23 protein-coding genes and 1 riboswitch are annotated in these 26,757 nt (G+C 22.3%); of the genes, 7 read left to right on the top strand and 16 right to left on the bottom strand.

Features of this window, described 5'->3' with window-relative positions; translation table 4 throughout:
• Window positions 1–22: 22 nt before the first annotated feature.
• The 4 genes from LQ356_RS00960 to LQ356_RS00945 are packed head-to-tail and all read right to left on the bottom strand — an operon-like array spanning window position 23 to window position 4,431.
• Window positions 23–994, bottom strand: coding sequence for a lactate/malate family dehydrogenase (locus tag LQ356_RS00960; protein ID WP_405311909.1), 972 nt, complete (start codon window positions 992–994; stop codon window positions 23–25).
• The gene (locus LQ356_RS00955) at window positions 994–2,316 is read right to left on the bottom strand and encodes a hypothetical protein (RefSeq protein WP_405311908.1); all 1,323 of its coding nucleotides are present in this window, start codon (window positions 2,314–2,316) and stop codon (window positions 994–996) included. The genes LQ356_RS00960 and LQ356_RS00955 overlap by 1 nt, the downstream gene beginning before the upstream one ends.
• Entirely contained in the window at window positions 2,306–2,644 is a 339-nt protein-coding gene (locus tag LQ356_RS00950; RefSeq protein WP_405311906.1) for a hypothetical protein, read from the bottom strand. Before LQ356_RS00950 ends, LQ356_RS00955 begins: the two co-directional genes overlap by 11 nt.
• Window positions 2,644–4,431, bottom strand: coding sequence for a hypothetical protein (locus LQ356_RS00945; RefSeq protein ID WP_405311904.1), 1,788 nt, complete (start codon window positions 4,429–4,431; stop codon window positions 2,644–2,646). Before LQ356_RS00945 ends, LQ356_RS00950 begins: the two co-directional genes overlap by 1 nt.
• Window positions 4,432–4,547: 116 nt before the next feature.
• Window positions 4,548–4,637, top strand: a riboswitch (TPP riboswitch).
• Between the two features lie 8 nt (window positions 4,638–4,645).
• On the opposite strand from LQ356_RS00945, the gene cypl reads away from it, so the two are divergent.
• Window positions 4,646–5,779 (top strand): ABC transporter thiamine pyrophosphate-binding lipoprotein p37/Cypl, encoded by a 1,134-nt coding sequence (gene cypl / locus LQ356_RS00940; protein WP_405311903.1) that lies wholly within the window; start codon window positions 4,646–4,648, stop codon window positions 5,777–5,779.
• Window positions 5,772–7,490: a PhnE/PtxC family ABC transporter permease gene (locus tag LQ356_RS00935; protein ID WP_405311902.1), complete on the top strand. Its 1,719-nt coding sequence runs from the start codon at window positions 5,772–5,774 to the stop codon at window positions 7,488–7,490. The genes cypl and LQ356_RS00935 overlap by 8 nt, the downstream gene beginning before the upstream one ends.
• On the opposite strand, the gene tsaD is transcribed toward LQ356_RS00935, so the two are convergent.
• From tsaD to LQ356_RS00915, 4 genes are read right to left on the bottom strand one after another with little or no spacing between them, the layout of a single operon-like run.
• Complete coding sequence (gene tsaD / locus LQ356_RS00930) at window positions 7,466–8,398, bottom strand: tRNA (adenosine(37)-N6)-threonylcarbamoyltransferase complex transferase subunit TsaD (protein WP_405311901.1); 933 nt, start codon at window positions 8,396–8,398, stop codon at window positions 7,466–7,468. The genes LQ356_RS00935 and tsaD overlap by 25 nt on opposite strands.
• Window positions 8,392–8,937 carry a hypothetical protein gene (locus tag LQ356_RS00925; RefSeq protein ID WP_405311899.1) on the bottom strand — a complete coding sequence of 182 codons (546 nt, stop codon included), beginning with the start codon at window positions 8,935–8,937 and terminating at the stop codon, window positions 8,392–8,394. The genes tsaD and LQ356_RS00925 overlap by 7 nt, the downstream gene beginning before the upstream one ends.
• A gap of 5 nt (window positions 8,938–8,942) precedes the next feature.
• The gene (gene tsaE, locus LQ356_RS00920; protein WP_405311898.1) at window positions 8,943–9,329 is read right to left on the bottom strand and encodes a tRNA (adenosine(37)-N6)-threonylcarbamoyltransferase complex ATPase subunit type 1 TsaE; all 387 of its coding nucleotides are present in this window, start codon (window positions 9,327–9,329) and stop codon (window positions 8,943–8,945) included.
• A 6-nt stretch (window positions 9,330–9,335) separates the two neighbouring features.
• The gene (locus LQ356_RS00915; protein WP_405311896.1) at window positions 9,336–10,595 is read right to left on the bottom strand and encodes a CNNM domain-containing protein; all 1,260 of its coding nucleotides are present in this window, start codon (window positions 10,593–10,595) and stop codon (window positions 9,336–9,338) included.
• Between the two features lie 82 nt (window positions 10,596–10,677).
• Between LQ356_RS00915 and def the strand changes: the two genes are divergently transcribed.
• Complete coding sequence (gene def / locus LQ356_RS00910; RefSeq protein WP_405311894.1) at window positions 10,678–11,238, top strand: peptide deformylase; 561 nt, start codon at window positions 10,678–10,680, stop codon at window positions 11,236–11,238.
• Between the two features lie 13 nt (window positions 11,239–11,251).
• Here def and LQ356_RS00905 read toward each other — a convergent pair whose 3' ends face one another.
• The 3 genes from LQ356_RS00905 to LQ356_RS00895 are packed head-to-tail and all read right to left on the bottom strand — an operon-like array spanning window position 11,252 to window position 15,688.
• Window positions 11,252–12,193 (bottom strand): hypothetical protein, encoded by a 942-nt coding sequence (locus LQ356_RS00905; protein ID WP_405311892.1) that lies wholly within the window; start codon window positions 12,191–12,193, stop codon window positions 11,252–11,254.
• A complete protein-coding gene (locus tag LQ356_RS00900) occupies window positions 12,186–15,326 on the bottom strand; it encodes a DEAD/DEAH box helicase (protein ID WP_405311890.1) in 3,141 nt (1,046 codons plus the stop codon). The genes LQ356_RS00905 and LQ356_RS00900 overlap by 8 nt, the downstream gene beginning before the upstream one ends.
• Entirely contained in the window at window positions 15,326–15,688 is a 363-nt protein-coding gene (locus LQ356_RS00895; RefSeq protein ID WP_405311889.1) for a PTS glucose transporter subunit IIB, read from the bottom strand. The genes LQ356_RS00900 and LQ356_RS00895 overlap by 1 nt, the downstream gene beginning before the upstream one ends.
• A 123-nt stretch (window positions 15,689–15,811) precedes the next feature.
• On the opposite strand from LQ356_RS00895, the gene trpS reads away from it, so the two are divergent.
• Both trpS and thrS read left to right on the top strand, forming a co-directional pair.
• A complete protein-coding gene (trpS, locus tag LQ356_RS00890) occupies window positions 15,812–16,810 on the top strand; it encodes a tryptophan--tRNA ligase (protein WP_405311887.1) in 999 nt (332 codons plus the stop codon).
• Window positions 16,810–18,549, top strand: coding sequence for a threonine--tRNA ligase (gene thrS / locus LQ356_RS00885; RefSeq protein ID WP_405311885.1), 1,740 nt, complete (start codon window positions 16,810–16,812; stop codon window positions 18,547–18,549). The genes trpS and thrS overlap by 1 nt, the downstream gene beginning before the upstream one ends.
• 35 nt (window positions 18,550–18,584) lie before the next feature.
• Here the strand turns inward: thrS and LQ356_RS00880 are convergent, their stop codons facing one another.
• From LQ356_RS00880 to LQ356_RS00870, 3 genes are read right to left on the bottom strand one after another with little or no spacing between them, the layout of a single operon-like run.
• A complete protein-coding gene (locus LQ356_RS00880; RefSeq protein WP_405311883.1) occupies window positions 18,585–19,034 on the bottom strand; it encodes a hypothetical protein in 450 nt (149 codons plus the stop codon).
• Window positions 19,035–19,056: 22 nt separating this feature from the next.
• Window positions 19,057–21,522: an OppA family ABC transporter substrate-binding lipoprotein gene (locus tag LQ356_RS00875; protein WP_405311881.1), complete on the bottom strand. Its 2,466-nt coding sequence runs from the start codon at window positions 21,520–21,522 to the stop codon at window positions 19,057–19,059.
• Window positions 21,507–22,520, bottom strand: a complete 1,014-nt coding sequence (locus tag LQ356_RS00870) for a hypothetical protein (protein WP_405311879.1) — start codon at window positions 22,518–22,520, stop codon at window positions 21,507–21,509. Before LQ356_RS00870 ends, LQ356_RS00875 begins: the two co-directional genes overlap by 16 nt.
• 111 nt (window positions 22,521–22,631) lie before the next feature.
• Here LQ356_RS00870 and LQ356_RS00865 point away from each other — a divergent pair, with 111 nt between their 5' ends.
• Window positions 22,632–24,569 carry an MAG3240 family lipoprotein gene (locus LQ356_RS00865; protein WP_405311877.1) on the top strand — a complete coding sequence of 646 codons (1,938 nt, stop codon included), beginning with the start codon at window positions 22,632–22,634 and terminating at the stop codon, window positions 24,567–24,569.
• Window position 24,570: 1 nt separating this feature from the next.
• Window positions 24,571–25,566: an HxHSH motif-containing lipoprotein gene (locus LQ356_RS00860; RefSeq protein ID WP_405311875.1), complete on the top strand. Its 996-nt coding sequence runs from the start codon at window positions 24,571–24,573 to the stop codon at window positions 25,564–25,566.
• 227 nt (window positions 25,567–25,793) lie between these two features.
• Here the strand turns inward: LQ356_RS00860 and LQ356_RS00855 are convergent, their stop codons facing one another.
• Window positions 25,794–26,279, bottom strand: coding sequence for a hypothetical protein (locus LQ356_RS00855; RefSeq protein ID WP_405311873.1), 486 nt, complete (start codon window positions 26,277–26,279; stop codon window positions 25,794–25,796).
• Window positions 26,280–26,289: 10 nt separating this feature from the next.
• Window positions 26,290–26,532, bottom strand: coding sequence for a hypothetical protein (locus tag LQ356_RS00850; protein WP_405311871.1), 243 nt, complete (start codon window positions 26,530–26,532; stop codon window positions 26,290–26,292).
• Between the last annotated feature and the right edge of the window lie 225 nt (window positions 26,533–26,757).

The raw sequence follows: 26,757 nt of genomic DNA, 5'->3' as shown, positions 1-26,757 counted from the left end.
GATGTCCTGATTTTTCGGCCTTTTATCATTTTATTGTTGTTGGAACTTTTATTTCTTTCAAAATTTTCAAAACAGTTTCTTTAATTTCTTTTGAATAATCATCAAACATCTTTTGTTCTTCTTCTTCTAATCTAATCTTTGGTAAATGCCTATAACCATTCTTGCCTAAAACAACTGGTAATCCAAAATATATACCATGATTTTGATACTCCTTTGGCAATTGTACTCCCAATGAATAAACTGACTGCCTATCATTATTTATTGCTAATGTAATTTCTGCTAAATTTTCTCCAATTCCAAAATTAGTTATACCTTTGCCGGAAATAATTTCAAAAGCTTCATCTTTTACTTTTTGTCCCAATTTATCTAATCATTCCTTAGTAACTAACCCATTAGCAAGAAAGTCTTTTAATGAACCCAATCCGATTCTCATTTTCAAAAAGGGTATAATACATCTTGATCCGTGTTCACCAATAACAAATCCTGTTATTGAACTTGCTTTTACGTTTATTTTTTTTGATAGGAATTTTTTCATACGTGCTGTTTCTAATATTGTTCCAGAACTTATTACTTTTTCTGGTTCATATTTGGTAACTTGTTGATATATCGTTGCCATAATATCAACAGGATTAGAAGCAATTATTGTTACACCAGAAAACCCTGATGTCTTAATATTTTCAGCTATTGATTTTATTAAAATAGCATTATCTTTTAAAAGTTCCATTCTATCTTGAAGTTTACCTTCTTTAGGTTTTGCTGACGCAGTGATAACTACAATATTTGCATCGCTTAAATCTTTATAATTTCCTGCTCTGAATATAGAACCGCAATTAACCATTGAGCAAGCAGCATCATTTAAATCTTTTGCTTGTGCCTCAGCATATTTTTCAAACATATCAATTAATACATATTCAGCTTCAATATTCTTATTTAAACTAGCATATAAATATGATGAACCAACGGCACCAACTCCAATAATTCCAATTTTTGTCATTATTTTTCTCCTTTAGTAATATCTTTTATTTTTTTCATAAAATTAATTTGATAATTCTTTAATACTTCATTTGTAAATGGATTTACATTTTGTAAATAAGCACACATTATTGCCGCTCTTTGCATGAATGCAATTAACCATCCTGCAGTATATTCTGTATCATCAACTATATGAATTTTAATATTTGGTATCTTATAAATGATAACATTATTTTCAATAATTGAATTTCTTATAACTTTATTTATAGCATTAAAAGTTATATTTTCAAATGAATTTCTTTCCCCATTATTTAAATATGCTAAATGGTAGTCGTATTTAGGGTTATCTACAATAATGTTTGTATTAAATATTTTAAAATTTGCTTCATTAGAAGGTATTTTAGACAAAGAAATCAATTGTGTTAGTGATTTTATTTCCGATGATGAGTTAAATGATATTGGTATTATTCCTGAATTATTTTTTAGTGAAGACTCACTTAAATACATCTCTAATAATTTAACCATTTTATTATTATTTACATAAAATGAATTTAGTGTTTCTAATACAAAATTATTTTTCGATAAAATATTTCTAATTATTGCATATTGATAAGCAACATTATTCTCTAATTTATCATCGCTATATTTAACATTTGCATCTTTTGCACCATCAAGAAATTTTTCAATATTTATTTCCGCTAAAGACAAAGGTAATAAAACTGCTGCAGAAAATGTAGCATATTTTTCAATAACATTATCATAAAGGACAAAATGTGTGTAGTTCTTTTTCTTAGCTAATTCAAACAATGAACCATAATTATTATTGGTTGTTACATAAATATATTTTGATGCATTTATTTTACCAACTTTGGATTCTAAAATTATTGAAAATTCTCTTAATAACAAAGATATTTCAATATTATCACCATTTTGTGATATTACATTTATAGCAAAACTTTTATTATTTAAAAACTCGATAGTTTGAGCTATTTGAGTTCCATCCATAGAATCATTTAAATATATAAAATCAATTTTTTTATTAAATGGTCTATTACCTAAACAAAAATCAGTAATTGCTTGAATTTGTAAGTTAATAGCCTTATTTGATAATATTACTAAATATTGAATTTTGTTTTCGTATAAGAGGAATTTAGATATTTGATTTATCAATTGATAATCTTCTTTAGTAATATTTTTATATGAATTTAAAAACCCAAAATACTCGCTACCCTCAATAATATTTGAGTTAATTTTTCTATTAATGATTTTTACTTCGTCTTCATATTTTTTTATTGCTTGTTCTTTAACTGCATAATCGTAATCAATAAATATTTTATTTGCCATATCTTATTCCTTTCAATGTGAAGTCTAAAAGAGCATCGAATTTAGCATTATTTTTATCTAATTTAAAGACAAATGGATTTCTAATTTCTTTTGGATGAATATTCTTATATGAAACTATTAAATCATTATTTCTATCAATTGTTAATACTATAACTTCTTTAATAGAATTGATTTTGAACATGCTATTCAAATTTACATGATAATCACTTACATCGTTAATATTTAAATAACATTTTCTTTTATCTTTGGTTTCTAAATAAATAACATTTTTTCATATTTTAGTAACCTTTGCTTTTATTATCTTATCTCTTCAATATCTATACTCCATTATAATTGTCCTATCTTTTCTAATATATTTTTTTCAACAGAAAATAAATCACCTATCTTCTTAAAATTCAATATGCTAAATAATTCGTTCGCAGCCTTTGTATAAATATTATATTTATTTTGAAATTTTATTTTATTAGATGAATCCAATTTTAACTTGTCTATAACTTCATTTCTTCTATTGTTTCATTCCTTTTTTATTTTTTCATACGCTTGTAATATTTTTAATATATTGTTCTCTTTAATTGCATCTAATAAATTATTATTCTTAACAATTTCTTGTATTGTGTCAAAATAATTATTATTAAATTGCCTTAATGGATTTGTTATCTCAATAATATTTTCAATTGTGCTAATTTCATTACTCATAATAGTTTTATTTAAACCATAAGAGGAATAATTAATTCAATAAAAATCAATTATTTTTTTTAAACTAGTCCAATTGAAATTTATTAATAGATTATTGTTCTGATTTTTAATATATTCTTCATATGTAAGATGACTATTTTTATTTTTTTCAATAATAAAGCTAGTTATATTGTCCAATTGATTATCAATATTTCTTTTAGCTAAAGATAAAACAAATTGATATAAACTATTTTTTAAATAATTTGTTGCAATTCATTTGTTATTAAATTCTTTAAGTTGATTGATTATATCTACAAATTTTTCAATGATTATTTTTTGATATCCTTCATTATTTAAAATATTATTTCCTGATTTGAAAATTTTTTCTAACAATTCATTGGATATATCTTGTGATCTTAAATTAACATCTATTTCTTCAATTTTTTCTTTTATATATTTTTTTAAATCACTTACCATATCACTTTCTGATAAATTAATTCCCATTATTTCATTAATTGTTTTTTCTTCAATCCATTTAAAATTAATATAATGCATTAAAATATTATTCATTTCTTTTACTACATTATTAAACACATTTTGTAATTCAGAAATTAAAATTTTACTTTCTTCATTATTCTTAATAGTTTCATTTATATTTTTCTTAAGAGCAGACCAAAGAGAATTAAAGATATTTCTATATGAATAAAAATTATTACTAAATTTAAAGTTAAAATTATTTGTTATTAAACTTAATTTATTTGTTATATCATGAATTTTTTTAATATTTTCATTTTCTAATGTTTTGTTTAAAATTTTAGCTAATATTTTTTTATATTCATTAGAAAAATAATTATTTATGTTATTTAATAAATTTAACGATTCTTTTTGTAATTTATAAAGTTTTTCAATAAGTTCTTTATCTAATAGCCCATTTTTTTTCATGACTATTAAATTTGTAATTTTCTTTATTTCAAGAATTAAATAAGAATTAAAATAAGCATTTAAATATGAAAAATATTTACTTTTTTCAACATCGGAATAATTAAGATATTGAAAAACTAAATCAATACTATTAACAGCAGATTTAAAAAATTCATATAACTCATTAATAGTTGAAATATCATTATTTTCAGAATCTATTAATCAAGGAAAAACATCATTTTTAGCTTGTTGACCGTTAGGCAATATTCCATAATTATCATATGTTTTTTTTGTTGTTCTTTCAATGTCCTTAATATTATTTTTTTTCAAATAATTTGAAATATTTTCTCTTATTTGTTTAATAGAATTATCTAAATTTTTTATCAAAATATCTTTTGTATATAGCATTTTTTTATTTTCTAAAATGTTAATTTTATTTTCATTTTTACAAGATGTAGAAACAAAAATAGGTGACATAGATACTATTAATATTGAAAACAGTAAATTTTTTTTAATCATATATTCCCCCCCTCAATTGTTTGTATATAAATATTATATTAATTTAATAATTAAAAATACAATAGAGAAATTCAAAATTTAATATAATTAAATTTATATATATTAAATTTATATATATAAAAGAACAGGGGTGCAATAATTGCTGAGAAATACCCTAACAAACTGATCTAGTTAATACTAGCGTAGTGAGTTCGTATTTTTTTAGCATTCAAACATGAAAAATAAACGAATATTTTTATTGACTAATTTGTTATTACCTATACCATCATTTTTTAGCATAGCATGCACAAAAAATGTTTTTACATTTTCAATTAATAAACCTTGAAGTACTAATGAATTGAATTTCAAATTTTTCGATAAAATCATAAAAGAATATAACAATCTATTAAAAAACAATAATTTAAATAATATAAAAAAATATAATATCTCGTATAAAAATGATAATAACGATTTAGCGCAAGAATTAATAAAAGGAAGTGCCACTTTAGCAAGTATTACTTCATCATTATTTTATAGAAATAAAGAGCATCTTTCACCTCTATTGCAAACACAAACATATGCTTTTAAATTTGATTTAGATGGCAATAAATATTATTCATTTAATAACAATGGCGATGATCTTGTTAAAATAGCTAAAGAAGCACAAAAAATGTTTGAAAGAAAAAAATTTAATGATTGAGGACATAGCGAATATGGTTGAGACGGGGCAAAATTTAATTATTTCTATAGTAAGGACTTAATTGATTTTTATCGTGGAAACATAATGATGTGGGGCAATAAATCTACTATTGAAAGAATAAAAAAAGCATGAGTAGAAAAAGACTGAAATACATTTAGAAATTTCGGTATTATGACAGGGAAAGAAAATAGTGCAAGCAAATATTTATTGCAAGAACAATTGTTCAAAAAACATTTCAATTTACCAAATAACAAATTTACCTCTTTTGCTTTAGATAGACAAAAAAATCCTAATAAATATAAAACTGATAAAGCAAAAAACTTATCAAAAGGAGAAAACAAAAATTATCATATAGTTTTTGATGAATTAGGTTCATTCGCATATACAAATAACAAAAAAAACAATAAACAATTAAATTACTATAGTTGTGAAAATCCTGAAGATAAAATTGAATTTCTGACTGTTACAGATCCAATTAAATATAATGTTTTAGCAACATCAAATTCATTAAATGAAAAAAAGAGAGAATTATTAGCAAAAGCAATATATAACATTTGAAAAAATGGATATGATGACTACGGGAAAACTGTTGGATTTAACGGTTACAAAATAATTAAAAATTATTATAAGGAAGTAATTGAACCATATAAGAGGGTTTTTGATGAATAATATAATAAAAATAAAATCAAAAAATTTTTATGAGGAAATTTCTAATGGCAATATTAAATTAAAAGGATCAATAAACATCTTATATAAAATACTTTTTTGAATTTTTTTATTATTTATAATTGGTTATTTTTTAACTAATATAGATTTCTCTTTTTCTAAATATGGAACAAAAATATTTGCAAATAACATAATTAATTTTTTTAAATTTAAAACAATAAGCAATTATTTTAAAAATCAAAGTTTATTTACACTATCTATAAAATTACTATGAACTAGTATAAAAATTACATTTGCAGGAACTTTATTTGGTGCAATAACTGCTTTTATTACTTCATATTTTGGAAATACTAAAATCAATAGCATATATGTATATTTACCTTTAAAAATAATAATAATCACATTAAGAATATTGCCAGAGATAATATTTATATACATTTTTAGTTCATCTTCAGATAAAATGCTTGCATTATTTTTTATTTTTTGATGGTTTACATGAATATGATTACATGAATATTTTTCACAAATTCTAGAAAATGTAAATATAACAATTAATTTTCAATTAATTAGCAATAGTAAAAATAAGTTTAAATCTTTTATGATAAATATTTGACCACTTGTAAATAAAAAATTTATTAGTTATGTGTTTTACTCATTTGAATCAAATATTAGGTGATCTACAGTTCTATCAAATTTAGGGTTTATAGGAATAGGATCTCTTCTTAATTTACCAATAATCAATAATAAATATTTTAATGAATTAGCAATTCCATTACTAATATTAATTTTATTTATTATTAGTATTAATTTGTTAAAAAAAATTATCATAAATTATTTTTTTAACAATAATATTAATAGTGAGAAAAATTCTAAAATAGTGTTTGTATCAAGAAATAAATGAATAAATTATAATATGAATAAAAAATTATCATATTCTGATTTTAATTCAAATAAAAAGATAAAATTGGCCGCTAAAATTCTTATTTATTTATTTACTTTAATTTTAACAATTCTATCATTAAGTCAACTAGCTAATCAAAAACTTTATAAACTGAATTCAAATAATTTTTTACATTCATTATTATTGCCTAATTGAAATATAGTAAATAAAAATTCAATATATAAAGAAATAATTGAATTTATTTCATTGATATTTATAACATTAATTATTATTAAATTTTTAGTATATGTAAAAGTGTTTTTAGAATCTAAAAAAATAAATAAATTTAATACAATATTTAATTTGAAAAATACCTTTTCTAGACATATACCTATTTTAACTTTATTTATATTTATTTCTCCACTTTTTAATTCTCCACAAATCGCATTTTTAATATCATTTTCGGTACATAGTTCAGATATAATTTCAAACAATTTAGTAAAATCGGTTAACAAAATTGAAGAATATAAAATAAATAATTTAATTAAACAGGGGTGAACAAAACTCAAAATATATAATAATTTTATAATTCCAACTATTAAAAAAGACAATCTTTCTTTTGCTTCTTTTGAAGTTGAAAAAATAACAAAAAATTATATAACTTACGGTTCATTCACTTCTTCATTATTAGGATCTAATGCTTTTATAACAAGAGAAAAAGAATACGATGACATCACTCCATATATATGAATAAGTATATTTATTGTAATTTTGATAAATAGTTTAAATTATGTATTTAGAAATATTAATTATTCATCACGTTCTTTTTCGTAAGCTAATCTGCCGATCATTCCTGCATTATCAGTTGTATATTTTAAGTCAGGCAAAAAAACATTTTTATGTAATTTTAAGAACATATTTCTTATTCCATAATTAGCAGAAACTCCACCAGATAAAACTATACAATTTGGATGAAATTCTTCTATTGCAATCTTCATTTTTTTATACAAATATTTAATTATTGTATTTTGAAATTCTGTTGCATATTTTTCAGTGTCCACTTTTCTCTTTCTATTTTCATCATTGTTTATTAAATTAATAATATTAGTTTTTAATCCACTAAGAGAAAAATCGTATTTCTTATTTGTTTCTGGTATAGAATAATTTTTCAAATAAATTTTATGAAATTTTTTTCAATATTCATCTATTATAGGACCTCCAGGAAATCCAATTTTTAATTTTCTAGCTACTTTATCATATGCTTCACCTATTGCATCATCTTGCGTTTCTCCTATTAATTGATAATCATTCTTGCTTTTATATAAAACCAATTGTGTGTGTCCTCCAGATGCAATTAATCCCAATGCAGGATACATTACTTCTTTATCGATAAAGGCAGAATAAAAGTGTCCTTCCAAATGATTCAATCCAATAATTGGTTTATTAAATAAAATAGATATTGTGTTTGCAACAATATAACCAATGTGTAAGGAACCTATTAATCCCGGTTCTTTTGTATATGCTATTAAATCAATTTTATTAAAATCAATTTCTGTTTTTATTTCTTCTATTAAAATTGCAATATTTTTTGAATGCAGTCTTGATGCAATTTCGGGTACTGTCCCCCCATATTTTTTATGTACTTCAATTTGACTAATTGTTTTCATTCACAAAACACTTTTGTTTTTACATATTGCAAATGATGTATCATCATGTGAAGATTCTATTGAAAATATTAACATTTTAACTCTCCAATTTGAGGATCAGATCCATATATAATATCTATATCCAACAACTCATCTTTATTTACTTTTTTAAAAAAAGAAATATATAACTTAATATTTTTTTCAAATCTATCATAATCAAATTTATGGAAATTACCATCATTAGGAATCAAACTTATCTTATCGCCTAGAATTCTAAATATTGAATATTTATTAGCTTTAATTTTAATTTCATTTTCGTTATTCAATTGAGATTTAAATAATACATATGTGGGCGCCACAAACAAATTAATATTATTTTTTAATTGTACCATTGTCCTGCAAAATGTTAGCCCTATCCTAGAACCACTAAAACTACCCGGTCCTAAAGTAACATATATATTTTCTATATCAAGTAATCCCAACTTTCTAGAATTTAAAAGAGTTTTTAATGAATCGAAAAACACATCAGTTTTTTTAACAATTTTTTCTAAATTAACTTTTGTAATTAAATTAAATTTTTTGTCAAAAATACACATATATAAATTATCTAAACTTGTTTCTATTAATATATTCATAATTACTAGTTTTCAACCTCAAACACATGTTTATTATTTTTTAAATATACATTTATTATAAGTATACTTTTAAAATTATGGGTTATATTTTTTGCCCATTCAATAATAACTAATTTATTCTCAAAATAATCTTCGTAAGGAAATAAATTACCTCTCAATTTATAAGCATCAATATGAACTAATTTATCATGTATTAAAATATTGTTAAATGTAGGTGAAATTATTTTTTCTTTTTCTCCTATAGCAGCAGCAATTTGCTTAACTAAGGTGGTTTTACCTGCGCCTAATTCGCCGTTCAAAAGAATTGCTTCTATCGAATCTATTTTTGATAAAATATATTTAACTAAGCTAGTTAGGGGTTCATTTTCTTTAAATGTAAACACTTTAGACATAACAAATTAATTACCTCAATCAATTTCAAAAACATCATAATTTTTTCTTTGGCTTTGTTTTTCGACTAATTTAAATTCTATTTTTTCTTTATATTCATATTTAGAATTAAGTCTTAATTTATGATTTAATTTTAAATTTAATCAACTTGATAAATTTAGTTCTTCTTCTTCTTCAGATAATTCAAATTCAAAAAGATCTTTAAATTCTAATTGTTTTCATAAATCCTTCATTTTAACAACGCCTTTAGCTAAACATTTTTCAAGGCTTACTTCATATATTAATTCATCGTTATCATATTCATCATAAATTTCACCAACAACTTCTTCTATGATGTCTTCTATAGTTATAATCCCAATTATCTTATCTGAATTATTATTATTAACAACAAAAGCCATTTGTGCTCTTGCTTGACGTATTTTTTCCAATGCTATGCTTAAAATTGAATTTGCAGAAACAATAGGAACAGTTTTTATATAGTTCATAATATTACCTTTTTGCAAATAAAATATATCCTTTAAATGAATTATACCGATAAAATTGTCATCCCTTTCCACAGGTAATCTTGAATAATTTGTTTCTTTAAATTTATTTAATACTTCAGAAATACTACATTTTCAGTTAACATAATCAACATTCTTTAATTTAATGTAATGTTGTATGACTTTTGTTGAATCTAAATCCAAAGCGTTTTGTGCCATAGAAGATTCCCCCATTTCCAAAACTCCTTCTTCATTAGCAATATCTATTAAGTTTTTAACATCCTCTTCAGTATTAGTAATATAAATCTTTTTTCCTATTTTGCTAATAGGAAATGTTAATGGAATAAACAATCAATATAATAATTCTATAAATCAATAAAATGATTTAATAACACCAATAGGATGCATTTTAGCAACAACTTTAGGAATTATTTCCGAAAATAAAACAATTATAGGCGTCATTACTACAGTTGATATTAAAACTTGGTATTTGCCTGGTATTAATGCTAAACTCAATATATATGAAAATAAAACTGATGCTAAAATATTAACTAAATTATTAGCTATTAAAATAGTACCTAAAGTTCTATTAAAAAATTGATGTTGTTTCTTAATTAATTTTGCCCCACGCACTTTATTCTCTACCATAGTTTCAATTTTTGCAACACCAACAGATGTATATGCAGTTTCTGCAGAAGAAAATATAGCACTAAAAGTTAATAATATTATTAACACAAAAATTCATATTAAGTATATATATCATTTTGTCGGTTCGGGTCCTGTCATTAATTTCTCCATAAATAAATAAAATGAAAAATTATTAATAATTATATAAATTTTATTTTAATCTTTAATATATAATAAAAATATGTTTACATATAAAGATATAAATTTAATAGAATTGCCAGATAAAAGATTACGTCAAAAATCTAGTGATTTAAAATTACCACTTAATAATGAGGATGTTGAACTCATTGAGAAAATGATTTTTCATGTTAATAATAGCCAAGAAAAGAACACTAAATTTAGGCCTGCTGTTGGAGTTGCAGCGGTTCAATATGGAATATTAAAAAATGTATTTTATATCTTAATTAAAGATGAAAAAGAAAATATAATTTTTAGCGATGCATTAGTGAATCCAAAAGTTTTGGGACACTCAAATAATTTCTTATGTATTAAAGAAGGTGAAGGCTGTCTTAGTGTTAATGAAAGTTGAAAAAATCAAGAAGGATACATTCCTAGATATAATAGAATTATTTTAGAAGCTTATTCTTATTTCGACAAAAAAGTAAAAAAATATGACTTATCAGGCTATCCTGCAATTGTTGCTCAACATGAATTTGATCATTTAAATGGAAAATTATTTATTGATCATATTAATTTAAAAAATCCCTGAAATTTACCAGATAATGCCGAAATACTAGAATAATTTTTTATAAATTTTATAAAGCCAATATGTTCTTATAATTCTTTTCAATTCCATCACTAATATATCTAAAGTAATTAAATTTGATTCTTTTATATTTTTCAGTTGTGTTCGTTAAAATAAATGTTTTATATTTAAAGGAAATTTTATTTTCGTTTTCGTCATATTTAATTTCCTGAATAAGATATGGAAAGAAATTAATATCTCCAAAATCACTATAGAAATATTTTTGGAATAGCATACCTAAAAAATGAACGTCAATGGAATCATCTTCTTTTGTATTATATTTTTTAACCATTTCATTATAGTTTTTAATCTTCTTCTTTAGTTCATTGACTTTATCATTGTTATTTTCAGATCTAAATTTAAAATTAATGCTTTCAAGTCTTTTTGAAATGTTTTCTAATGCATTTTTCTCATTACTTTTAAGTGAATATGCTTCTTTAGTTGTTTTGCATTTTACATTAATATTTTGCAAAATTACTTCAGTTTGTTTTGTCTTTTTATTTATGAACATTACATCAAAATTGACACAGTCATCTATTGTATTATCAATAATATTTGTGATTTGTGTAGTGTAAATGTCATTTTTTTTATTGACAAAATTTAAAGTTTTTAATGCATCATTTTTTTCTAAAAAATTGTTAGCAACAAGTTTTTTTATAAGATTTGATTTAGTATCATCATACTTTTTATTTGAATAAGATATATATTTATTATCATATATTTTTTCTTTTTCCTCTAACTGATAAATTTTAGATTTATTTTTCCACAAATAATATTCGTTTTGTTGTTTTTTAATACTAAAAGTTATTCCAACAATAATTCCAACTGTTGCAACAGATAGCGATCAAAATAATATTTTTTTTATTTTTTTCTTCTTTTCTAAATTTGTTCCAATTTTTTTATAATGAAATGCTTCTTCGGTAGATAAAGGATCTTTATTTTCTTTATTCATTATTCTCTCTTTTCTCTAATTCAATATTTTTTTGCTCAACGAAATCATTTAACATTTTGTTTATTCAAGGAAAATTCAATTTTGAAACACAAAATATTGGATATTTTTTTGAAGTTAGAAATTTAATACTATCTTTAAATTCAAGAAATTCTTGGTAATCATTTTTATATTTTAGCTGATCAACAATGATTCCAAATTCAACTAAATTATTTTCCATATTAATTATTGCTATATCAATTGATTTTGTTCCCAATGAATAATTTTTTATAATTTTATATTTATCATTATATTTAGCTAATAGATCATTTATGTACTTATCAACATATATAAAAAAATCATTATCATCATTTGAATTTGGCAAATCAGTATCTGATGCTAGTTTAAGATTTTCTAAATAATTTTTTTGCTCACAAGTTGTCAAATCAAGAAACTTTAATCATTCCTTAAAAATTCTAATATCATCAGTGGATTTTTCATTTAATTCAATATCAGTATGATTTATTGATTTTATTACAATTATTTTTTCTCTTGCTCTAGAAACAGCAACATTTAAAGCATTTTTCCCACCTTTTCTCGTTACGTAAGCACCATGCAAGGAAGTTGTATGATCATAAACTGTTGACATAACAATTAAATCAGCTTCATCACCTTGAATGTTTTCAATATTTTTTATTGACAATTTTTCCTTGTTAATAGCTTCCTCTAATTTCGGATGTTCAAGAAATATTTTATTTAAAACTAAATCCAATTGTTTAGAATTAAACACTAACGCAATAATACTTGAATATTTATCGATATTATCATTCAATACATCTAATAATTTAGATCCTTCAATTTCATTGACTCCATTTTCTCACACTCCCTGCGCTTGAATAACTTCAATTGGATATTCACCTTTATTTACATTATAGTCATCAATTACATCTAATTTTGAATTGTAAAAATTCTTAGAACTAAATGTCATTAATGCAGCATGTTTTGAACGATAATTTTTATTTAACAATATTGAATATAAACCTCTTGCTGTCGCATATTCTAATAAAGATTCAATATTACCAAAATCATCTTCTTCTTGACTTGTATAATTTGCAAAAAATCATCTTGTCGGTTGCATTTGTTGACTATCACCTGCTAATATTTTTCTTTTAGCTAAGTATAAAATCGGAATTCCCTTCTCAATAAATATTTGACTAGACTCATCTAAAATAGCAAAATCGAACTCTTGTTTTTTTCATATAGATAAATCTACATCGGGGGTTGTAACAATAATTGGAAATAATTTTTTTATCATTTCTTTATGCTTGTGAAAAAATTTAAATGGTTTTAAATGTGCTGTTCGTATTGCCATAGCAAATGATGTATATTGTCTTTTTTCCTCTAATGTAAAATTATTCATTTTTTCAACAATTTTAGCTAGCAACATACGCGCTAATTTTAAATCATCATTTATTAAAAATGTTTTTAATTCAAGTTGTTTTTTGAAAAAATTATCAATAAATAAATAATCAGAAAAATCAATATTTTTTACAATAGGAATTATTTTATCAATATTGTTTATTTTTAATAATCAATCATTTGATCTTATAAATTCCAAAGTCTTCTTTAATTTTGCTGGATATATTGTAAAAATATTAAGTTTTTTTTGATAATTAACTTGATATAAGTGATTTTTCAATGATTCAATAGTTAATAAATTGCTAAAATTATATTTAATATCGGAATCAAGTTCTTTTAAAATATTAAATTTTTTTTCATCTAAATTAAAACTATTCAATAAGAATATTAATTCAATTTTTTCTTCAAGATTATCAATATTAAGTAATATATCAAGATTATCAATATAGTGTTTATCTTTTTCAGAAAAAATTTCTATCCCCATTTGAGGCTCATCAATCTTAAAATTTTCTACCAAATAAATAAATTCTTTTAATGGTTTATAAAAGTTTTCTGTTCTTAAATTTTTATCATTCAAGGCAAATAAACAAAATATTCCCAATTTTTTTAATCTATTCTTTAAAACATCTAAAGCTGCTTTTTTTTGTGACACAACAAGACCAGTGTACCCTCTAGCGATTATATTAACAATTAAATTGGTTATTGTTTGAGATTTCCCAGTACCTGGAGGGCCTCAAATTATTGTATCTTGATATAATGATGATATTGTTGCTACATCTTGAGAATAATTAGTGTCTTGTATTTTAAATAATTTAAATTTATCATCAAATATTACTTTTTTAATACGTTCTTTATATTTATTCTTATCAAAATCAGGATTTAATATATTATCAAATTCATCATTTTCAACTATTAGTTTTAATTGGTTTCATAAATAACCAGAAGAAACATTAAAAAAGCCTAACACCATCCCATTTAAAAACTTAATTGATTTATTATTAATATTATCATTTTTAATTTTTAAAATATTCCCAAATAATGTTTTAGGCATTTCATATATTGACTCTCATGTTTTTGTAAAATATGAAAAAATTTCATTTATTGTTAAATTGGAAAAATCAAAATCATCTACATTTAAAGAAAATCCTTCTTGATTTAAAAATGTAATTAATTTTTCATTTATTTTTACTTCAGAATTTGAATATAAATACACGACAGAATTTTTTATTTCTAAATTAACTTCCTTAAAAAATAATGGTGCAAATATATTTTTTTTATCAGTCTTAATAGTAACAATAAAAAAACCAATATGCAATGGTCATATGTTGTTTTCAGCATTTATGTTATTTGCTTTGTTGATTATTTTTTTTCACTTTAAAATAGATTTTTGTTGTTCTAATTCAAGTTCACCAATTAATTCTTCCTTTAATTTATTAAAATCAAAATCTTTTTTTGGAGTTTCAAGATTTGATTTTTTATCATAATACTTATACAAATTGACAATTTCGCCTGTTGTTGAAACATCATGTAATTTAGTTATCAACTCTTTATTTGAATTATTTGAAAGGGAGATATTTAATTTATAGTTATTCAATATATTATTGAAAATATTTTTACCAAAATATTGCAAAACATCAAAAAAATTCTCATTATCAATTTTAAAATATAATGAACTATCAAAAGGATCAATGTTTAATAAATTGTTTAAAAGTCCTTGATATTTAATATTTTTTTGCATTATTTAATTTCCTTTAATATTATACCTTTTACATATGTTGCTGAATTTCCGATAACAAATGAAATTGAATCTGATTTAATTGAAATTCCTAGTATACCTTTTAAGTTCTTAAGTTCGTTTAGAATTATATTATTTTTTTCAATATAAAAAATCGTAAGAACTTTTTGTGAAGATTTAACATCTTTTATGTTTTTAACTCCACCAATATATGATATAAATTTTTCAAAATCAAAATTTAATTTTTCTTCTACTGATAAATAGTTTTTTGAAGAAGTTTGTTTATATTTTTTTCAATATAAAAGAATAAATCCGAATGTAATAACAATTAAAAATACATACATAAATTTTTGTTTTTTAGTCATTTATGTCTCCTTGGTTAAATTTATCAACATAATGAATTATCTATATGTTTTTAATATTAATATTATAAATAAATTATAATTATTTTAAATTTACAACACAATTAATATTTAAGGTGTCATAATATGTTAAATAGAAAAAAAGTATTATTAAGTGGAATAACCGCAACTGGTAAATTAACTATTGCTAATTACATAGGCGCTATAAAAAATATGGTTAACTTACAAGAGAAATATAATAGCTATATTTTTATTGCAGATCTACATGCCTTAACTTTGCCAATTGAGCCAGAACAATTAAATAAAAATAAAAATGATTTATTTGCTTTGTATTTAGCTTGTGGAATAAATCCGGATAAATCTACTTTATTTTTTCAATCAGATGTATTAGAACATGGAATGATGGAATGACTAATCACTGTTAATACAACAATTGGTGAACTATCAAGAATGACACAATTCAAAGATAAATCAACAAAAATAAAATCTCCAAATGGAATGGATACAATTCCTACAGGATTATTAATGTATCCAACATTAATGGTTGGAGATATATTATTATATGATGCTGATTTAATACCAGTAGGAATTGACCAAAAACAACATGTTGAATTAACTAGAAACATTGTTCAAAGATTAAATAATAAATATAAAACTTCATTTAATGAACCTAATGCATATATTCCTAATGTTGGAGCTAAAATTATGTCACTTGTAGAACCAACTAAAAAAATGTCAAAATCAGATAAAAATGATAAAGCATCTATTTATTTATTAGATGATCCAGAAGTGGCATATAAGAAAATTATGAAAGCTGTAACAGATTCGGAAAACAAAATATATATATCTAATGAAAAACCAGGAATTCTAAATTTATTAACTATATATAGTGCATTAAATGATTTAACTTTAGAAGAAAGTGAAAATAAATTTAAAAATAAAAACTATGGAGAATTAAAAATTTCCGTAGCAGAAAGTGTAAAATCATTATTAATAAATATACAATCAAAATACAAAAATATGCTTTTAAGAATAAACGAATTGTCTAAAATTGGTGCTGAAAAAGCAACAAAAATAGCAAAAGAAAACCTAGAAAAATTAATGAAGGGAATGGGATTAAAATAATGCAATCAAATTTTAAATTAAATCATTCAGCAAGTCATTTATTGGCTAGTGCAATAATTAAATTATATCCAAATGTTAAGCTAGCAATAGGACCTGCTATCGAAGAAGGATTTTACTATGATTTTGATTTTGAAACTCCTATTTTAGAAAGTGATTTACCTAAAATTGAAAAATTAATGCATAAAATTGCTGAACAAGGATATGAAGTCAAAAAAATAGAAAATTATCATTATGATTTTAGTAATCAACCATATAAAAAAGAACTAAATGAACAATTTAAAAAGGAAAATAAAAATATTACCTTCTATGGATTTGTTCACCCTAAAACTAATGAAAATATTTTTACCGATTTATGTAGTGGAAATCACATAAATAACACAAAGGAAATAAAATATTTTAAATTATTATCAACAGCAGGAGCCTATTGAAGAGGCGATTCTAAAAACAAAATGTTAACAAGAATATACGGCACTTGTTGAGAAACACAAAAAGAACTTGATGAATATTTGCAAATATTACAAGAAAGAAAAGAAAGAGATCATCGTAAAATTGGAAAAGATCTAAATATATTTACTTTTAATAAATTATGTGGTCAAGGATTTCCAATTTGATTAGAAGATGGAATGAAAATTCATAATGCAATAAAAAATTATGTTTTAAAACTTGATAAAAAATTTGGTTTCACTGAAGTATTAACTCCACATTTTGGAGAGAAAAAACTTTATGAAATTAGTGGCCATTTAGCACATTATCAAGATACTATGTTTAACCCAATAAAAATGGAAAATGAATTTTTAATTGCTCGTCCGATGACATGTCCTCATCATATTATGCTTTATAATTCAACAAGACATTCTTATCGTGATTTCCCAATAAGATATTCAGAACAATCAAGATTATATCGTTATGAAAAATCTGGGGCTTTATCGGGGCTTGAAAGAGTTAGAAGCATGGACTTAACTGAAGGGCATGTATTTGTAAGACCTGATCAAATTAAAAATGAGTTTAAACATTTATATAAAATGATAACTACTGCATTAAAAGATTTCAATATTGAAATTGATCACATTTCACTTTCATTACGTGATCCACAAGATACTGAAAAATTCTTTAAAGATGATTCTATGTGAAATAAAGCTGAAAAAGACTTAAGAGATGTGCTAAATGAATTAAAAATTGAATATAAAGAATTCATTGGCGAAGCTGCATTTTATGGACCAAAAGTTGATTTACAAGTTAAAACTGCTTTAAATAAAATTATTACAATGTCAACACTTCAATTAGATTTTTTATTACCTCATAGATTTGAAATGAGATATGTTGATGATAATGAACAACAACAGACTCCTGTATTAATTCACCGTGGTTTAATAGGCACATATGAAAGATTTATTGCCGCTCTATTAGAACAAACAAAAGGTGTTTTACCTTATTGATTAAGTCCACGTCAAGTAACAATAATACCAATAAGTGAAGAACAAAATAAATTCTGTCAAGATTTATATAATGAATTTATTGATTTAGATATCAATGTAAATATTGACTTAAGAAATGAAAGAATAAGTAAAAAAATAAGAGAAGCACAATTACTAAAAACTAAGTTCTTAGTCATGATAGGTAAAAATGAAATTGATAATAACATATTAGCAATAAGAAAATATGGTGAAGATAAAACTGAAAATATTAAGAAAGAAAAATTCATTGAAACTTTAAATGAATTGAAAAAATCTTTAAAGTAAAAACAAGAGACTATTTGATATAGCCTCTTGTTTTTTTATAAATCATCAAGTTGGATGTCACCTTCACCCTCGTTAGGATATGATGAGCAACCTAAATGTCAATGTAAATTAATTTTTTGAGTTTTTGAATTGAAATTAAATGTAATTTTTAAAAAGTGACCTGAATATAATGAATTAACATTTGGAAATTTAAGAGTTATATATTTTGAAAGTTCCTTATTGAATTGAATTTCATAAAAACGATTAGCTTTAACATATTCATTATTTATTCTCTTTAAAAGTGAAAATAATTCATCGTAATTATTTTTATATTTTATCTTTCCTAAAGATGTTAATTTAAATTCTATATCTTTTTTTATTCCCTCAATTTGTGAATTATTTAACTTTATTGTTTTATTTGGTATTACTATACAACTAGATGAAATTAATGAAAATGGTAAACTAAAACCTATCATTGAAATTAAAATTTTATTAATTTTTTTCATCGCACTCCCCCTATTATTAATATTAATCAAGATAAATATCTTGTAAATAACTTAATCCGTCATAACTAATTGGTTTTGTTATAAATTTTTGATATGCTATTTTATTGAAACTATATAATGAAACATTATTTTTTGTTGAAATTGTATATGAAAATATATTATTAATTTCTCTAATTATATTAACAACATCTTGAGTATTTTGATTTTTAAGATATTCAACAAAAACTTTGTTAACTTTATTTTTTATGTCATTTGAAAGAACACTGTTAAATTGTAAATCTAGCAACTCTTTTTTAATATCAGAATCTAATGAATTAATCATCCTACTTAAATAACTAAAAGCATTATCTTTTTTAACATTTTTTAACATATTAATAATATATGATAGATATCTATAATTATCCGTTTGAAGCATTTTAATTATAAAGCTTGTTGTATTGCTCTCAAATAAAGTAAACTTATTTTCTTTATATATAGATTTATTTTTTAAAAAATATTGCTCATAAGTTTCATAATTATCGACAAAAACTAATCTAGGTTTAAGTTTTGGATGTAATTCAGAATATATTTTTTCAATTAGCCTTAATTTATTTTTTACATCTTCGGATAAATTAAATGCTTCAATTGGAATATCTCATTCAATAAAATCATCAGAATTTTCATTTTTTAAATAGAATTCATCAATAATTTTTTTAATTCGTAATTTAATTTCTTCAAAGTCGTATGACTTTAAGCTTTCGTATAAATTAATAAAATTAAAATTAAATTTTAATTTATTATCATACTGACTTGAATTATTAAATTTATATAAGAACTCATTTTCATCTATGCCTAAAATTGTTTGATTGCTTAAATTAGCTTGAGCATCTTTTATAATTTCATAATTAGTATTTTTTTTGTTTTTACTATTAATATTTAAATCAGAAGGTGCTTGTGACATTCAAGTTTCATTTTCTGAATTTAATAAATTTGTAATGGCTTGTGGGTTAATGACATTATTCAATAATGTCTTAAAAATAAGAGATTTTTTAGAATAATAGTCTTTTGCTTTTTGGTTATATTCATATGAAAGAATTGAGGTTGGATTTCCATAATATAATTTAGAAAAATTATTATTAAAATAGTATGAATTTGAAGAAGGGAAATAATTATGAATAATGTTATTATGAGATTTATATTTTTCAAATTTACGAATAAAATTAAGATTAAATTTATCATAGTTTGAAAGTATGTATTGCTTTTGATCTGAATTTAAATCAGAAACGTCCAATGATGAAACAATATTTTGTTTAAATGCATTATACATTTGCAAAGCATATGCTTCTTTAGAAATAGGAATTGAATTATATTTATAAACCACTTCATTTAAATGTTTTGTATTTTGTCATTCACTATTATTTTTTATATAGTTTGTATTTCTAAATAAACGTGTTTCATTGCTTGTATTTTTAGCAACATAATAATATGAACAATATAGCATTGAATCATGTGTTTTACCATATTCGTAAAATCAATCTATCTTGTCTAAATTATATTTCTTTGTTAAATATTGATAAGGCATTCCATCCATAATGTTTGAATATAAAAATAAATTTCTAAAAAACTCTGTAAAATCATTTTCTTTATTATCTTTTGAGTTAAATGTTATTGAATCATTTTCTTTATTAAAATTAAAAAGTCCTTCAGTTTGAATGTTATATAAATCAAAAAAATTTTGAATATCTTCACCATTAAAATATGGATTATCTTTATTTTTGATATATTCTTTTTTTTCTTTTTCACTATTTATGTTTTTATTTAAAATAAAATTATTTCTATAAATTTTATTTTTTAAAAAAGATCTAAGCAGTCCAAGTCTAAAGTCATTTCCAGTTATTTTATATGGAGTTTCCTTTCCTTTAGTATCCACTCAATAATTAACATAATTATTTTCATTAAAATTTAAACTTACAGAAGTGGCTGATTTTAAATTTTCAAAAAATGATTCATGATTAATGGATTCTTTATTATTTGACGGAACAAATAAATATGGTTTATAGAATCCATTCCCTTTATCTTTTTTAGGATAAAAGAAATTTGGTTTTTTTTCTGAATCTAAAGTTTCTTTATATATTGTTTTCATTATTGTATCTTTAGAATACGTAATTCCTTCAGGATGTTTACTATTTTTTATAGTTATAGACGAGCAATGTTCAAATTGATATCATAATTCAGTGGGTTTTGTTGTTATATTATCTCTAAAATCAATTTTAGGTTGATTTTGTGAACCTATTCTAAATAATTTTGCCCCTGTAGCTAAATTTATTTCTTTTAAAACGTCATTGTTTGAATTTGAATATGCATATGAAAAGTTTTTAGAAGGATTTGCAAAGTTTTTTTGATAAACAAAATTATCATGCAATTTATTGTAATCATTAGAACAAGCAAGAGGCAATAATGAACTAAATAACATTGGCGAACCAAAAAATAAAGTTAAATACTTTTTCATTTTGTTCTCCTTAATAAGCCTGACGAAATTAATTCTCCTCCAATTCCTTGAACTTGATTATGAGTGTGAAAACTTAATAAAATTAATGTTAGAATGATCGATAATGCAAATATTATTAAAGTTGTATAAATTACTTTTTTGTTTTCGTTTCTATAATGAATAAATTCTGGAACAAGCTCAACAATAGCCATAAACACTATTATTGATCCACCTAATATTTCAAGTGAAGGAATTAATCACCCAACCTTACTTAAAAATTTACCAATAAATGCGCCTAAAAACATTATAGGAATAATTAATATAAGGGTTATAAAGTTAAATAAAATTGCTTTAGATTTCTTTTCACCATATTGAATTTGACGATAATAAACAATAACAACTTCTAACAATAAATGAATATTAAAAGTTATTATTAAAGCTAGATTTGCTTTATTAACTCCATTTGTTGTTAGCTGATAAACTGATAACCCTAAAACTAATCCATCAATTAATCTATGGCTTAATAACATTAATATTGCTGTTCATGCTTCTTTTGGATTATCAATATCGCTAAAAGAAACAAAATGTTCAGAATGGTCATGTTCTTCATGATCTTTATGTAATTCTTTAGATTTTCTAGTTAATAAAAACCTACCTAAAATTACAATTCCTAAACCAATAAAAGCACTTAAACCAACAATTAAAGCTATATAAGATTGTTCAATTGCAGGTTTACCTCCTGTATATTTTAATCCACCCGTTGTTGAAGAATCATGAAATCATTGTTCTAGCAAAACATATCCCTCTTTAATAAAACCAGCTGCTCCAATCATTAAAAACATACCAGTTGAAAATGCATATAAATAAATTGATTTTTTGCTAGTAACCTTTACTTTAAAAAGAGAAATAATTCCCATAAAAATTAATGGAATAGATAATAGAATTAAAATATATATTAGTAAGTTTACTAATATAGTTAACTCTAAATTTCCATTAAAATTTTTAATTGTTAAAAACATTCTTAGTTACCTTTTTCTAATATATTTAGTTATTAAACTGAATAAAATACGTATTAATACATATTTTTTATAATTCTATTATAATTTAAATTGTAAAAAAGGTGAAAAAATATGCTAAAAAAAGTATTCTGTAGTTCTATTTTATTTGTATCTCCTATATTAATAGGTGGATCTTTACCGCCTTTTTTAACTAGTTGTACTATAAAAAAAGATACATATCTTGACATTAAAAAAATATCAAGAAACTATTTAAAATTGTTAACACCAAATCAAATAGCTTCTTTGCACAATAGTTTTAAAATATTTTATTTTTACAAAAACGGTGTTAAGACATATTATGATGAAGCAAAATTTGATGGTAAAAATTTTGTTTTAACTCATAAAAACAAAAGTGCAAAATATAGTCCAGATTTTCCATATAAAAAATATTGAAAGCAAAGTTTAAATCAATTTAATACATATAACATCAATGAAAGTAATGAAAAATCTAATATTAAAGATTTTCTTAATCAATACACATTTGATGAAATTGATAATGCTAATGGTTTTAATGATAATTGATTTTTAAATTTAACTAACAAAACGGGTAAAGATTACAACCGAAATGGTGATCCTTATTTTGCTGATTTACAAACTATTCTTTTTAGATTAATAAATGATATTTATCTTGATTATAGTTTTATGAACTCAAAGCGAATGATTAATGCTAATGGTAAATCAATATTAAAAGATAATTTGTTTGAAACTCAATATATACAATCTCTTTCCTGATTAAAAGATGAAACGCAAAGAAAATTATTTAAAGCATTTTTACTTTTATACCTTAATAAGTTTAATTTAGGTATAAAAGATATTAAAATAAATTGAATTAAAGAACAAATTAATTCCTTTAGTGGTTTTACATCATATGTAAAATTCAAAATCGAAAGCATAATTGATTTTAATAATAAAGAATTATTACCTAAAGATAAAAAAGATATTGAATACTACTTAAATGGTTTTCGTAGATATGATATAGGACAAAAATTTGGAGTCGGAAAAGACGGCATTAAAGAAAAACTTCCATTATTTAATGAATATATTCAAAACCCTTTATTAGAAATAGATGGTAAAAACTATTTAAATGTTGTTGATAACATAAATGAATTTATAAAAGGAGCAACCGATTTTGAATTTTGAAATTCTAAAGGGTTAATGTATCTATTTAAAAGTTTTTTATATTCAAAAGAAAATAATAAAAATTTCTTTGATTTTAATATAAAAGTTCCGGAATATAAAAAACACGAAGACATAAGGTATCAAATAATAGATTTTAAATATACTTCTTATTTAGGAACCAATCAATTATTTAAAGCAATTGTAAGGGTATATAAGAAAAATGGAACTTATCAAGATTATTCTTGAATAAGTTCAAATTTTGACGACCATGGTCATAGACTTAAAGGACAAATATTAAATAACAAACTAGATAATTTAAATTCACAAGATTTTTATAATTACAAAGAAAAACTAAACAAAATTAGAAAAGGAATAACTTTAGCAGACTTTTTTAATTATGATATATCAGCTCCTAACCAAGACATAAATAAAGTTTATGAAAGCAATGCTTTTTATAAATTACTTGAAAGAATTGATGCAAAAATGAGTGAATATAAATATTGAAATAATGATATTCGCCAAAACTATGAAGCAGATTTTTTAAGAGATGATACGTTTCAAAAGAAAATATTTGCAGCACATCTAAATAATTATTTATTGTCATATGCTCTTGAAAACAAAGAAGGTGATATATATAGTGGTATCAAAAGAATTGATGTTACTATATTAAAATCAAACCAAATTGGAAAGGTATATTTCCGCATGGATTTTGTTAGATATTCAGATGAGGATAGAGAAAATATTAAAAATAATTATGAAATGGAATTTAAATCAAAAGGTGAAAAAATAGTTCAATCTGTTTATGCTTATTGAAATGGTTTTAAAGGATTCGATCATAGTATTACTGATAAAACATTTACAATTGACAAAATTGAAAAAGGAGATGAATAATATGAAGAAATATAAATTAATAATTCCTTTAACTTTTTCAATACCTTTTTCATCCATTGCAATATCATGTAAATATGAAGATTATGAAAAATTAGAAAAAGATGAGCAAAATGACATTAAAACTAATAAATTAGATTTTAATCCTATCTCAAATGAAGGCAAAAATATTAAACAAATATATGATAGTGAATTAACTAAACTATTTATAGAGACGAAGAAAAATTATTCAAACTATAGAGTTATTTGAAATAATTTGATTAGAAATGTTGCAATCTTAAAAAATAAATTAAAAAGATTAGCATTTGAACAAAAAATTAATTCAGATAAAAAAGTTATTAATGATTTTATGAACAAATGATTTCCAAATTCTGAAAATTTATCTAAATCAAATCCATTAGGTAAATACTTATATAAATATGAATTAATTTATCAAGATGTTGATGCAGTGCTTGCAGACGTTAATTTGGTTTTAGAGTCCAAAGAATTTATTAAATATTTAAAAATAATTGACGATCGTTTAAATGGAAAGGATATTAGGCTCGAAACATTGCAATCAGCTTTAATATCAATATGAAAATTTATTAATCAACATATTTTCAATCCTAATAAATTAACAAAGAATTTAGACAATGTCAATTTAGAAGATGATAAAAACTCACATAACCATTCACACGCAATAATTAATTTAATTCATGAGTTAGGTTTATGACACACAGAATTAATTAAAAACAAAGATACAAATATTGAAGCATTTAAAAATGAATTTAATCAGATGAAAGATCACATTATTGATAATGTTGATCATATTGAATGAAAAACTAATTTTAATAGCATTATTAAAACATTTGAAAAATCAAAAGATTCAGAAAAAAAATATGATTTAACTAAACAAGAATTTAAAGATAAGGGTAAAACATTATTAAATAAGATTAAATCAATTCTTGAAAAAATTCGAAATGACAATGGAATAAAACCATCTGATTTAAATTTTGAATAATAAAAACCACACCATAGATGTGGCTAAATATATATAACCTTTTACTTCCATATTTAAAGTTTTTAAATAATGCTTTAATTTTATGAATAATTTTTACACAAACAATAAACATTAAAAATATATTAATAAAATAATAAGCACTAACTAAAACTATTAAACACTTTCAATAACAACAAATCTAAATTGTAATTTTAAGTATAAATAGCATTATTAAGGAAAGATAATTATTATATTTCAATTAATGTTTCAATATTAGCTTTATCAATAGCAACTTGCATTGATGCTATTTCTTGTTTTAATTTTAAATTAGTATCTTTTAATTTATTAATATCATATAAATATTCAATATATTCAATTTGACCATCATTGGTAGTTTTTCTTGCCTTTTGTTTTTTAGAACATAATAAATCAAATCTTTGAATTAAAGCTGACTTTTGAGCTAATAAAATTAAAAGTTCAGAAATACTTAATCCTTTATAACTAGTTATTGTTTTAATGTTTGCTTTTTGAACAATAATTTTAAGTTTTAAAATTTCTTGATTAATTTCTTGACGTTTTTTATTAGTTTTATCAAAATCATATGTTGATTTTTCAATTTTTTCGTCTTTTAAATATATAACATAATTATCTTTGTCTTCTTCTTGATTAAGAACGATTAATTCATCTTCTAGAATCTTAATTCTCTTGATAATTTCTTTAATTGATAGTTTCATATTTTCTCCTTTATATATTTATTATAATATAGGATTTTCAAATTAAATAAGCATTAATTGATTTTAAGTTTTTTGCTTTTTGTAATTTTGCTACAACAATTTTTCATTTATCATCTAAATCAAATAATTCTGGAATCACTATATTATTTCAATATTCATCAACACTAATCACATAAGAGATAAATTTTTTTGCTTTCTTTAATTGCCTTTCTTCTAATCTTTCAAATTCATTTGAAATGAATAAAATTCTCAATGATTCAACATCATTTATATATTGACTTATAGTTTGAAAAAGAAAATATTCTTTATAAAAATAACTAAAATCATTAATAACTCTTTATATTCAAACATCATTATCGTGCGCACAATAATTGAAAAAATCAGAAATAGTTTTAACGTATCATTTCTTTTTTAAATCATCTATATTAGTATTTAAATATTTCATAAGTTGTCATCGGTTTTGATAATATTTTATGTT

Origin of the sequence: Metamycoplasma faucium, assembly GCF_045160055.1 — a bacterium.
GTDB lineage: Bacteria > Bacillota_I > Bacilli_A > Mycoplasmatales > Metamycoplasmataceae > Metamycoplasma > Metamycoplasma faucium.
Note: the sequence above shows the minus strand (reverse complement) of the source record. Positions and strands in the feature narration are given on the sequence as shown.